General features: G+C 69.6%; 10 protein-coding genes. 5 read left to right on the top strand and 5 right to left on the bottom strand.

Annotation, left to right across the window (positions count from 1 at the left end; genetic code table 11):
- The first annotated feature begins 119 nt into the window (after positions 1 to 119).
- Genes modA through H7F53_RS06510 form a run of 3 tightly spaced genes read left to right on the top strand, consistent with a single transcriptional unit; the run spans position 120 to position 2,261 of the window.
- A complete protein-coding gene (gene modA, locus H7F53_RS06520; protein ID WP_379542859.1) occupies positions 120 to 926 on the top strand; it encodes a molybdate ABC transporter substrate-binding protein in 807 nt (268 codons plus the stop codon).
- A gap of 8 nt (positions 927 to 934) precedes the next feature.
- A complete protein-coding gene (gene modB, locus H7F53_RS06515; RefSeq protein ID WP_185678683.1) occupies positions 935 to 1,630 on the top strand; it encodes a molybdate ABC transporter permease subunit in 696 nt (231 codons plus the stop codon).
- Complete coding sequence (locus H7F53_RS06510; RefSeq protein WP_185678682.1) at positions 1,620 to 2,261, top strand: ATP-binding cassette domain-containing protein; 642 nt, start codon at positions 1,620 to 1,622, stop codon at positions 2,259 to 2,261. Before modB ends, H7F53_RS06510 begins: the two co-directional genes overlap by 11 nt.
- Here H7F53_RS06510 and H7F53_RS06505 read toward each other — a convergent pair.
- The gene (locus H7F53_RS06505; RefSeq protein ID WP_343061957.1) at positions 2,209 to 3,630 is read right to left on the bottom strand and encodes an HD-GYP domain-containing protein; all 1,422 of its coding nucleotides are present in this window, start codon (positions 3,628 to 3,630) and stop codon (positions 2,209 to 2,211) included. The two genes, H7F53_RS06510 and H7F53_RS06505, sit on opposite strands and share 53 nt — an antisense overlap.
- A 411-nt stretch (positions 3,631 to 4,041) precedes the next feature.
- On the opposite strand from H7F53_RS06505, the gene H7F53_RS06500 reads away from it, so the two are divergent.
- Positions 4,042 to 6,300, top strand: a complete 2,259-nt coding sequence (locus H7F53_RS06500) for a putative bifunctional diguanylate cyclase/phosphodiesterase (RefSeq protein WP_185678849.1) — start codon at positions 4,042 to 4,044, stop codon at positions 6,298 to 6,300.
- A 55-nt stretch (positions 6,301 to 6,355) separates the two neighbouring features.
- Here the strand turns inward: H7F53_RS06500 and purQ are convergent, their stop codons facing one another.
- The 3 genes from purQ to H7F53_RS06485 all read right to left on the bottom strand — a co-directional run bounded on the left by purQ (position 6,356) and on the right by H7F53_RS06485 (position 8,128).
- Positions 6,356 to 7,033 (bottom strand): phosphoribosylformylglycinamidine synthase subunit PurQ, encoded by a 678-nt coding sequence (gene purQ, locus H7F53_RS06495; RefSeq protein WP_185678680.1) that lies wholly within the window; start codon positions 7,031 to 7,033, stop codon positions 6,356 to 6,358.
- Positions 7,033 to 7,269, bottom strand: a complete 237-nt coding sequence (gene purS, locus H7F53_RS06490) for a phosphoribosylformylglycinamidine synthase subunit PurS (protein WP_185678679.1) — start codon at positions 7,267 to 7,269, stop codon at positions 7,033 to 7,035. The genes purQ and purS overlap by 1 nt, the downstream gene beginning before the upstream one ends.
- 172 nt (positions 7,270 to 7,441) lie before the next feature.
- Positions 7,442 to 8,128: a winged helix-turn-helix transcriptional regulator gene (locus tag H7F53_RS06485; protein ID WP_185678678.1), complete on the bottom strand. Its 687-nt coding sequence runs from the start codon at positions 8,126 to 8,128 to the stop codon at positions 7,442 to 7,444.
- A 236-nt stretch (positions 8,129 to 8,364) separates the two neighbouring features.
- Here H7F53_RS06485 and H7F53_RS06480 point away from each other — a divergent pair, with 236 nt between their 5' ends.
- Positions 8,365 to 10,944 (top strand): TonB-dependent receptor, encoded by a 2,580-nt coding sequence (locus H7F53_RS06480; RefSeq protein ID WP_185678677.1) that lies wholly within the window; start codon positions 8,365 to 8,367, stop codon positions 10,942 to 10,944.
- 421 nt (positions 10,945 to 11,365) lie between these two features.
- Here H7F53_RS06480 and H7F53_RS06475 read toward each other — a convergent pair.
- Positions 11,366 to 11,780, bottom strand: a 415-nt coding sequence (locus H7F53_RS06475) for a GcrA family cell cycle regulator (RefSeq protein WP_221773618.1), incomplete at its 5' end; no start/stop codon positions are given.

Raw genomic sequence — 11,780 nt, 5'->3', positions numbered from 1 at the left:
TCCGGCCGGACCGGGGCCAGCGCTGGTCCGGTCGCATTGCTGAGCGCGCGCCGCGCCGATATAGCCTTGACCTCCACTGACCCCGGGCAGTGGGATCCGGGTGGGAAGGACATAGGCGAGTGGCAAGCGAGGCAACCGGTCGGCGTCAGGCGCTCCAGGCCCTCGCGCTGGTCGTCGCGCTCGGCGCCGCGCTGGTGGCCGGAACGCCGGTGCGGGCCCAGGCCGGCGCGCCGCGCGCGCCGGTGGTGCTGGCAGCGGCCAGCCTGCAGGAAGCCCTGAGCGCGGCGGCGGCGGCCTGGGCCCGGCGCGGCCATCCGCGCCCGGTCCTGTCCTTCGCCGCTTCGTCGGCATTGGCGCGCCAGGTCGAGGCCGGCGCCCCGGCCGACCTGTTCCTCTCGGCCGACGAGGACTGGATGACCTATCTCGACCGGCGCGGCCTGCTGCGGCGCGGCTCGCGTGTTGCGCTGCTGGGCAACACGCTGGTGCTGGTGGCCCCGGCCACGCGCCCGCTCCGTCTGGCCATCGCGCCGGGTTTCCCGCTGGCGCGCACGCTGGGCCCCGGCCGGCTGGCCATGGCCGACCCGGACAGCGTTCCCGCCGGCAAGTATGGCCGCGAGGCGCTGACCGCGCTGGGCGTCTGGAGCCAGGTCGAGGGGCGTGTTGTCCGGGCCGAGAACGTCCGCGCCGCACTGGCGCTGGTGGCGCGCGGGGAGGCCCCGCTCGGCATCGTCTTCGCCACCGACGCGCGGGCGACCCCGGCCGTCCGGGTGGTTGGAGTCTTTCCGTCGCGCAGCCATGCGCCGATCATCTACCCGCTCGCTGCGCTGGCGCGCTCGACCAACCCCGAGGGGGAGGGCTTCCGCCGCTTCCTGTTGGGCAGCGAGGCCCGGGCGATCTTCCGCCGCCATGGCTTCACCCTGCGATGAGCGTGGCCATGCTCCAGCCCGCGGAGTGGGAGATCATCGCGCTCTCGCTCAAGGTCAGCGGCGTCGCCATCGGCACCAGCCTGCCACTGGCCTATGGCCTCGCCTGGCTGCTGGCGCGGGGGCGCTTTCCCGGCAAGCTGCTGCTCGACGCGCTGGTCCATCTGCCGCTGGTGCTGCCTCCGGTGGTCACCGGCTGGCTGCTGCTGATCGCCTTCGGCGCCACCGGGCCGGTCGGCGGCTGGCTCGAGCGCAGTCTCGGGTTCAGCCTGATGTTCCGCTGGACCGGCGCGGCCCTGGCCAGCGCGATCATGGCCCTGCCGCTGATGGTGCGCGCGATGCGCCTGTCGATCGAGGCGATCGACCGCCGGCTCGAGCAGGCGGCGCGCACGCTGGGGGCCGGGCCGTGGCGGTGCTTCTGGACGGTCTCGCTGCCGCTCTCGGTCCCCGGGGTCCTGGCCGCGGCCGTGCTCGGCTTCGCCCGCTCGCTGGGCGAATTCGGAGCGACGATCACTTTCGTCTCGAACATCCCCGGCGAGACCCGGACCCTGCCGCTGGCGATCTATGCCGCCCTGCAACTGCCCGGCGGCGATGCCATGGTGACGCGGCTGGCGCTGGTCTCGGTCGCGCTGTCGCTGGCGGCGCTGGTCGCCTCCGAATGGCTGGTCCGCCGGGGCTGGGGCGGGAGCCCGCGCGATGGCACTTGAGGTTGACGTCACCCTCCGCCGCGGCGACCGGATGATCGCGGCGCGCTGCACGGTCGCGCCGGCCGGCATCACCGCGCTGTTCGGCCCCTCGGGGGCGGGCAAGACCAGCGTGCTCGACGCGATCGCTGGTCTGGTCCGGCCGACCACGGGGCAGATCGCCATCGACGGGACGGTCCTGTTCGACAGCGCGCGGGGCATCGACCTGCCGCCCGAGCAGCGGCGCTGCGGCTACGTGTTCCAGGACCTGCGCCTGTTCCCGCACCGGCGCGTGCGCGACAACCTGCTCTATGCCTGGCGCCGCCTGGCGCCCTCCGAGCGCTGGCTCAGCCCCGACGAGGCGATCGGCTTCCTCGGGCTGGGCGGCCTGCTCGAGCGCCTGCCCGCCACGCTGTCGGGCGGCGAGGCCCAACGGGTGGCGATCGGCCGGGCGCTGCTGTCGGCGCCGCGTTTCCTCGCGCTGGACGAGCCGTTGTCCTCGCTCGACCATGCCCGGCGGGACGAAATCCTGCGGGTGATCGAGCGGATCCGCGACGAGCTGCGCCTGCCGATCCTCTACGTGACCCATGATCCAGCGGAAATCAGCCGCCTGGCAGCGACAGTCGTGGCAGTGGGGCCGCTCCCGGGGTCATGAGCCCGGATGCCACCGTCTCGCGCAGGGCGGCGAGGCATTCCGGATCGATCGCCTTGCCGGCCTCGCCCGCCATGATGGCGAAGGCCTGCTCGGTGGGCATGGCCCCGCGATAGGGCCGGTCGGCGGTCAGCGCGTCGAAGAAGTCGCAGGTGGTGATGATCCGCGTCTCGAGCGAAATCACCGTCGCCTCGAGCTGCAGCGGATAGCCGGTGCCATCGAGCCGCTCGTGGTGCGATCCGGCGATCAGCGCCATGTCGCGCAGCGCCGGAATGCGGCCGAGGATCTCGGTGGTGTGCATGGCATGGCTTTTCATCACCCGCCACTCGTCATCGTCGAGCTTGCCCGGCTTCTCGAGGATCCGGCTGCTGACCCCGAGCTTGCCGACATCGTGCAGGATCGCGGCCCGGCGCAGCACCCGCCGCTCGGGCGCGGCCATGCCCATGTACCCGGACAGCGCGTCGGCGAAGTGGCCGACCCGGTCGCTGTGGCCTGCCGTGTAGGGGCTTTTCGCGTCGATCACGGCGCCGAAGGCAGCGGCGATGTCGTCAAGATAGTCCTCATCGACCGGCATGATCGCGGCATCGGGTTCGATCGCGGCGACACGGGCCGGAAGATCGCTGGCGGAGAGCTCTTCCCACAGGCTGGCCTCGCGGGCGAGACCGGCGAAGCTGCGCGCCAGCCGTGGGTCGAGCCAGGTGCCACTGCGCTTGGCAATCTCGTCGATCGCCGCCTGGGCGCCGCTCGACACGAAATAGACATCGACCACCTGGGCGAGCAGCGCCAGCCGCGCGCCCAGCGGGATCGCCTCGCCGGACAGCCCTTGCGGCTTGCCGCTGCCGTCCCAGTGCTCGTCGAGGCTATGGATCGCCGCGGCGACGCCTTCCGAAAAGCGCAGGCGCCGGGCGATGTCGGCACCGCGGGTGCAGCGGGTCTCGATCAGGTCGCGGGCGATTTCGGGCCCGTTGCGCAGGATGTTGGCGACCGCGCGCGAGCGCTTGATCAGGGTTTCGCCATGGCCCGTGCTGCGCAGGACGAAGCCCAGTACGTCGCTCAGCCCGGTGCCGATCAGCTTGAAGTCCCGCTTGAAGCGGCGGTCGTCGGTCAGATAGAGCTCCGCCACCCGCGCCGAGTTGCTGCTGCAGCCCAGGTCCTTGAGCATGACCGCATAGTAGATGTCGCGCTGCTCGGTGGCGGTGAGGCCAAGCTGGGCGGCCAGGCGCATGGCGATCCAGCAGCAGCGCAGGCTGTGCCCCTCGGTCTGGCCTTCGGTCAGGTCGAGCGCATAGGAGAAGGCGCCGAGGATCTGCGACAGCGTCGCTCCCGGGGTCCCCTGCGCCGCGGTGAACTGATGATCGAACTGGTGCTGCACCGGGGAAGGGCTCCTGGGCGGGGAAGGGCAGTCCCAGCTTTCCGCCAAGATCCTAACATTTCGACTACGCCCGACTGACGGAATCCCGCGAGAGGACGTCTGCATTTGGCGAATCGGCTCCGGTGCCGGCGGTTGCAGCGCAGTGTTTCGCGGCCGGATCGGCCCGCGCGCCGGCCCGTCCCGAGGGATCGCCGCAAGGTCGCGGGGTCAATGCTGCCGGAGCCGCCGTATTTGTCCCGAACGGGTCGGTCTGACCCCGGAGATTTACCCGGTCGCAAGGTTTGGTCGGCTAACCATGCCGCCGTGAAACCCAATGTCCCCGAATTGTCGACCCTGCCACGCGACCTGCCGGTCCTGGCGGTGATCGGGCTGGTCGACCCACCCGACGGCGATTGGGCGCGCCTGCGTGGCATGCAGTATGCCAGCCTGGCACGGGTCACCTTCGCCCGGCTGATCGTGCACGGCATCGCGGCAGTCGCCACGGTGCAGATCTTCGCCTCCCACGTGATGATGATGGCCCTGCTGGGCTGGGCCCTCGCGCTGGGCGGCGCGCTCTATTACTGCGCCCGCTACGACCGCACGCTCGGCGATGCCGACCGGCGGCGGATGAGCCGTGACGAGGTGAACGCCCAGACCATCGCCGCGCTGATCACGGCCGCGGTGTGGCTGGTGCCGATCGTCTTTTTCACCCCGTTCGGGGACGACCAGAGCCGGCTCCAGCTGTGGACCGTGCTGGCCATGCTGATGACCGCCACCGCGGTGGTCGTCCCGGCCGTGCCGATGGGCACGATCCTGTTCAGCCTGGTCATCGGCAGCGCCGCGACCATTTCCTTCGCGCTCCACGGCTTCTGGCAGAGCGCCGGGATCGCCACGGTCTTCGTGATCATCATCACGGTGGGCACGATCGAGGCGGCGCGGATGTTCCTCGCCTCGCGCGTGGCCGAGGCCGGCATGGCGGAAAAGGCCGAGGTGGTCTCGCTGTTGCTGCGCGAGTTCGAGGAGGGTGGCGCCGACTGGCTGTGGGAGGTCGACACGGCCCGGCGGGTCCGCGCGGTCAGCCCGCGCTTCGCCTATGCGCTCAGCCTCGATCCCGAGGACATCGAGGGCAAGCCGTTCATCCAGCTGATCGCCGGTCCGGCCTGGGAGACCGGGCAGTTCCCCTCGAGCCTGCATGACCTGGCCGAGCGGCTCAAGCGACGCGAGAGCTTCTCCAACCTGCTGGTGCGGGTGACGGTGGCCGGCGAGCAGCGCTGGTGGGAGCTGTCGGGCACGCCCAAGATCACCGACAACGGCGTCTACGACGGCTTCCGCGGGGTCGGTTCGGACGTGACCGAGCAGCGCGAGAGCGCCGACAAGATCGCCCAGCTGGCGCGCTACGACACGCTGACCGGGCTGCCCAACCGTCTGATGCTGACCGAATCGCTGGCCGAGGCGATGCGCTATGCCGACCAGTGGCGGACCCGCTGCGCGTTCCTGATGATCGACCTCGACCGGTTCAAGGCGGTCAACGACACGCTTGGCCACCTCGTGGGCGACCAGTTGCTCGCCAAGGTCTCGGCCCGGCTGCGCGAACTGATGACCGACAACGAGCTGTGCGGCCGGCTTGGTGGCGACGAGTTCGCGATCGTGATCCGCGATGCGACCGATCTCAACCAGGTCAGCCGCGTCGCCAAGGCCGTGATCGAGCGGCTGTCGCAGCCCTACGAGGTCGACCATCACACGCTCTACGTCGGGGCCAGCGTCGGCGCCGCGGTGGGGCCGCGCGACGGGTCGACCGTCGAGACGCTGATGCGCAACGCCGACCTCGCGCTCTACCGCGCCAAGGATGCCGGCGGCGGCACCCATTTCAGCTACGAGCCGGCGCTGCATGCGCATGCCGAGGAGCGCCGCCAACTGGAGTTCGCGCTGCGCCGCGCGCTCGAGCGCAACGAGATGCTGCTGCACTATCAGCCGGTGGTCAGCGCGGACAGCGAGAGCATCGTCAGCTTCGAGGCGCTGCTGCGCTGGAACAGCAAGGAGCATGGTTCGGTCAGCCCGGCCAAGTTCATACCGCTGGCCGAGGATACCCGGCTGATCATCCCGATCGGGGAATGGGTGCTGCGCGAGGCCTGCGCCGAGGCGATGCGCTGGCCCGACCACGTCAAGGTGGCGGTCAACGTCTCCGGCGAGCAACTGCTTGATCCGCACTTCGCGTCGACCGTGGTCTCTGCCCTCGCGATGACCGGGCTGCCCGCGCGGCGGCTCGAGATCGAGGTGACCGAGAGCATCTTCCTGCGCGATGCCACCGCGGCGCGCAGCACGCTCGAGCAGATGATGGGACTGGGCTGCTCGATCGCGCTCGACGATTTCGGCACCGGCTATTCGTCGCTGGGCTACCTGCGCAAGCTCCGCTTCTCGACGATCAAGGTCGACCGCAGCTTCGTCCAGGGCGCGGCGCAGAAGAACCCCGAGAGCCTGGCGATCATCCGCGCGGTCGTGGCCATGGCCGAGAGTCTTGGCGTCACCACCACGGCCGAAGGGGTGGAAACCGAGGCTGAGCTCGAAATCACCAAGGCGCTCGGCTGCAACAAGATCCAGGGTTACTACTTCGGCCGTCCGATGCCCGCGTTCGACGCCCGACGGTTGTTTGCCCCCGGACCCAATCAGGCCCGGTCCGGCGCCGCCGCCTGAGCGCAGCGCGCAGGGCTGGGCAGCCGCCGTTTACCCCGCCGATGGTGGCGGGCAGTCAGGCTGAGGCGAGGGCGCGGACGGCCGCCTCGAACAGGGCGCGGCCATCGGTGCCGCCATGGACGGGATCAATCGCCCGCTCGGGATGCGGCATCATGCCCAGCACGTTGCCTGCCTCGTTCAGCACCCCGGCGATTGCCCGGGCCGAACCGTTGACCGGTTCGGCATAACGGAACGCCACCCGGCCTTCGCCCTCAAGCCGGTCAAGCGTGGCCGCGTCGGCGAAGTAGTTGCCGTCGTGATGGGCCACGGGAATGTGGATGCGCTGGCCCGCGGCATAGCCGGAGGTGAACAGGCTCTGGGCGTTGGCGACATCCAGCGCCACGCTGCGGCAGACGAAACGGATCCCGGCATTGCGCATCAGCGCACCGGGCAGCAGGCCGGCCTCGGTCAGCACCTGGAAGCCGTTGCACACGCCCAGCACCGGTACCCCGCGCCCGGCCGCGGCGATCACCGCCTGCATGATCGGCGAGCGCGCGGCCATCGCGCCCGAGCGCAGATAGTCGCCATAGGAGAAGCCGCCGGGCAGGGCGATGAAGTCCAGACCCGCCGGCAGCTCGGCGTCGCCGTGCCAGACCCGGTGCGGCGCGGTCCCCGAAACCTCCTCGAGCGCCACCGCCATGTCGCGGTCGCAGTTCGAGCCGGGAAAGGTGATGACGGCCGAGCGGAAGGCCATCAGCCGGCAACCCGCTCGATGCGGTAGTTCTCGATCACCATGTTGGCGAGCAGCTTGCCCGCCATGTCCTCGAGCGCGGCATCGGTCACGCTGTCGTCCACCTCGAGTTCGAACAGGCGGCCAGCGCGGACATCCTTGACCCCGGCGAAGCCCAGCCCCTCGATGGCGTGGTGGATCGCCCGGCCCTGGGGATCGAGCACCCCGTTCTTCAGGCTGACGTGGACGCGGACCTTCATGGGCATGCCTTTCGCTGGCCGACAGATTCGGCGGCTCCTGACTCGCCGCGCCTATGCCCGCAGCCGCCGACCGGGGCAAGGGACTGGCACGCCCTTCCTACCCGGATTTGCGCGCGGTTGACACGGTTGACACGGTCCATGGCCAAAAACCCGGAAGGCCGTCCCCGGGGTGTCAGCCCAGCGGCAGGCTGTCCATCACGTAGCCGAGCGAGCGCACCGTGCGCAGGGGATCGGGCACGCCGTGGGCCCGCAGCGCGCGGCGCAGGCGGCCGATCCACACGTCGACCGTGCGCTCGTCGATCAGCCCGCTGTCCTTGCCCAGCCGGTCGATCAGGCTGAGCCGGGTGAAAACCTGGTCGGGGTTCTCCATGAAGTGCACCAGCAGACGAAACTCGTTGGGCCGCAACGGCACGACCTTGCCACGGAAGCGCGCCTGAAAGCCGGCCAGATCGACCGACAGTTCGCCATGGCGCAAGCGTTGTCCGCCCGGGGTGCGGGTGCCGGCGAGATCGGCGGCGTCGATCCGTTCGAGCAGCGCCGCGGCGGTGAGCGGGCCGACCATGTAGTCGTCCGCGCCGGCGGCCAGCGCCCGGCGGCGGGCGTCGGCATCGGCGGTTTCGAGCACGAGGGTGACGTGGGCGTGGGCGGTACCTTCGCTCTCGCGCAGGCGGCGGCAGAACTCGAGCCCGGACATCGCCGGCAGCAGCCAGTCGACGAAGGCGAACAGCGGAGCGGGCAGGCGCGGTGGTGCCGCGGCCTCGCCGCAGCAGACGACCTGGAGTCCGGACCGCGCGACGGCAAGCTGTTCCTGCAGACGCGGATCGCCGGGCGCGATGAGAACGACGGTGGTGTTCGGCATGGAAGTCACAGCGTTGAGTTCGACTGTGCCATGTGCCGCAACGAAATGACGAATTCATGACGCTTCAGTGACACATTTGTCGTCAATTCAATGTCATATTGGTGTCATCATTCCGTCCGCGAACTGAAACCTCGGCTGCCTACTTGCCGGCTCGCAGCAGGGGGGCTCGGCGATCCGAGTCGAGCCATGAGGGTTTGCCCCTGCCTGATGAAGAAAGGCCCGAAAGGGAACGCATCATGCAGAATTCGATCAAGTTCACCGTCTCCGTCCTGGCCCTGGCCTGCGCCGCCGCCGCTCCGGCCTATGCGGCCGATGCCGCCGTGGCCGCCGACGAGGTCGCCGCCGAGACGACCCCGCCCGATTCGACTGGCCTGACCGACATCGTGGTGACCGCGACCAAGCGTGAGACCAACCTGCAGAAGACGCCGATCTCGATCTCGGTGATGGGCAGCGACGATATCAAGAAGCGCCACGTGCAGAGCCTGTTCGACCTGGCCGACGGCGCGGTGCCGTCGCTTCGCGTCGCGCCGTTCGAGGCCCGCCAGAACGCGCTGACCATCGGTATCCGCGGCATCGTGCCGCTCGATGCCAACCAGCCCGCGCGCGAACAGGGCGTGGGCATCTACATCGACGGCGTCTATCTGGGTCGCCAGCACGGCATCAACTCGGCGCTGTTCGACGTGGAGCGCATCGAGGTGCTGAAGGGCCCGCAGGGCACCCTGTTCGGCCGCAACACCGAGGGCGGCGCGCTGTCGATCGTCGCCCGTGCGCCGACCGGCGAGTTCGGCGGCCGGATCAGCTCGGGCGTGGGCAACTATGGCGCGGTCAATGCCGACGCCCATATCGACCTGCCCACGGTGGCCGGCTTCTCGATCAAGCTGGACGCCGTCTATTCGCGCCAGGATCCGACCACCGAGAACCCGCTCGCGGGGCAGGCCGGGTTCAACATGTTCAATCGCCGCGGCTTCCGCGCGGCGGTCCGCTGGCAGCCGGCCGACGGGATCACCAACGATTTCGCCTATGACAACGCCTACAGCGAAACCACCCCGTTCTACACCCAGCTGCTGAACTACAACCCGAACAACTGCGCCCCCAGCACCGCGGCCCAGCCGGTCTCGGCCGATGTCATCCCGGGGGCCTGCGTCCTGCCCGGCAGCAACTTCTCGGGCGGTCTCACCGGCACGGTCCGGCCACTGCTGCCCGGCGTGGTGGTGAACGGGACCACCCGCATGAGGGTGGCCGATATCGGCGTGCCGATGCGCGTCAGCATCGACAAGGCCCATGGCTTCACCAACACGTTCAAGTGGAAGATCTCGCCCGAGATCGAATTCCGTTCGATCACCGCCTGGCGCGGTGTCACCGCCGACCAGTGGGACAACGTCGGCGGTGCGCACCGTCCGCCGGTCGTCAACCTGACGGCCAGTTGCACCGCCGCCGCACCGTGCCCGTTCAGCCGCTATTCGCTGGCCGACCTGCGCCAGCGCCAGTTCAGCCAGGAGTTCCAGGCGGTCGGCTCGATCGGCAACATCGACTACGTCGCGGGCCTGTACTACTTCAACGAGCGGGTCAGCGACGATGCCGCGACCCCGAACTCGATGGGCGCCATCGCGACTGTCGTGAACGGTGTGGTGACCGGGGCGACCTATGTGCCGATCCCGTTCTGCACCGCCAACACCCCGCTGTTCGTGGGCAAGGCCGTCAACGGCTGCTCGATCGACCGTGCATCGCAGGTCGTGTCGAAGAGCTATGCCGCCTTCGCGCAGCTCACCTGGAACCCGAGCGAGGTGCTGCATATCACCGCCGGTGGCCGCTACACCCGTGACAAGAAGCGCGGCGCGCTGACCTTCTCGCGCGGGATCAACTACACCGATCCGGCGAATGCCGCGATCGTGGCCACCAACGGCTACACGCCGCTGGACGAGGTCTGGAACCGCTTCAACCCGATGGTCACCGTGGCCTATGACGTGAACCCCGACGTCCACGTCTATGCCAAGTACGCCACGGGCTATCGCGCCGGCGGCGCCAGCTCGCGCACCTCGGACTACCGCGCCTTCGATCCGGAAGACGTGCAGTCCTACGAACTGGGCTTCAAGGCTGATTTCCTGAACCGGCGCGCCCGGATCAACGTGGCGGCCTACATGATGGACCGCCAGGACAGCCAGGTCGATCTCAGCACGATCCAGCCCACCGCGACCGGCAACTTCAACAACCTCGTCACCTTCAACGCCCCGGGCACGACCAAGATCCGTGGCGTCGAGGCTGACCTGACGCTGAAGCCGGTGGACAACCTCACGCTGGGTCTGTCTTACGCCTACACCTACTTCAAGGTGCCGCCGGTGACCGTGGTCTATGAAGGCCTCAACGCCCAGCGCGTGGTGGTCAACCGCACCAGCCAGCCGCAGAACTTCTACATCGTGTTCACCCCGAGCAACGCCGCCAGCGGCTCGCTCGACTATGCGATCCCGGTGGGCGACAATGGCACCGAGGTGCGCCTGCACCTCGACGCCAACTACTCGCAGGCGACCCAGGCCTTCGACCAGTTCGCGACCAAGAACGATGCCTCGTTCATCGTCAACGGCCGTCTGGCCCTGGCCGACATCCCGGTGGGCGGCGATACCAGCCGCACGCTGACCGTCTCGGCCTGGGTGCGCAACATGTTCGACATGCAGTACGTGTTCCGCCGCGATCCGTCGAACAGCCTGCCGCAGGTCCAGTCCAGCACCGCGCTGGTCGGCACGCTGTCCAACACCATGGGCGATTACGGCAACTTCAACGCGCCGCGGACCTTCGGGATCGAGGCCGCGATCAAGTTCTGACCGCCGGTTCCATTGCACCCTGAACCTTGGGGGCGGGCATCGCGAGATGCCCGCCCCGCTTGTTTTGGGCGGAACAGCTCGTCATCCCGGTGACGGCCTGAAGGCGGCTCGGCGGCTTCCGCCCGATACCCGTCATCCCGGCGAGGGCTGGGATCTCTCACCTCGCTGCTGAAGATGCCAGCCTGCGCTGGCATGACGGGATGGAGGGTAGGGCTGACTTCGGCTCGGCGGCTTCCGCCCCACACCCGTCATCCCAGCGCAGGCTGGGATCTCTCCCCTTGCCGCGGAAGATGCCAGCCTGCGCTGGGATGACGACGGGTTTGGCTTTGGCCAGACCATGAACGACAGCTCCGGCCATCCCGGCGCGCACAGAAAAGCCCGCCAGCGGCGGGCCTTTCGTCACGGTTTCCGAGGTCCGGCTTCAGCGGACCCGAGGCCCTCCGAAGGGCATCGGCGGGGGAGTACGCCGCGCGCCGCGGGGCAGCTGGGCCTGATAGGCGCGGCCGCAGTGCTCGACGCAATAGGGGAACCCCGGGTTCACCTTCTCGCCGCAGAAGTGGAAATCCGGCTCGCCCGGATGGCCCATCGGCCAGCGGCAGATCCGGTCGTTCAGGTCGAGCAGACTGGTCTTGTCGGCGATCTCGGGGCTGGGCTTGGCCGGGACCAGACGGCGCGGCGGGGCCGGGGGAATGGGCGCCTGCTGATCACCCGGGCCCTGGCGGAGGAAGCCGCCCGGGCCGACCGAGACGATCCGCGGCGTGGGCGCGGCCGGCGGCGTGCCAGCCGGCGCGGCAGCGGGCGCCGCAGCTGCGCGCGGGGCGGCGGCCGGAGCGGCC

The sequence above is a fragment of the Novosphingobium piscinae genome (genome assembly GCF_014230355.1).
GTDB lineage: Bacteria > Pseudomonadota > Alphaproteobacteria > Sphingomonadales > Sphingomonadaceae > Novosphingobium > Novosphingobium piscinae.
The sequence above is the reverse complement of the archived record's forward strand: the minus strand, read 5'-3'. Positions and strand labels throughout refer to the sequence as shown.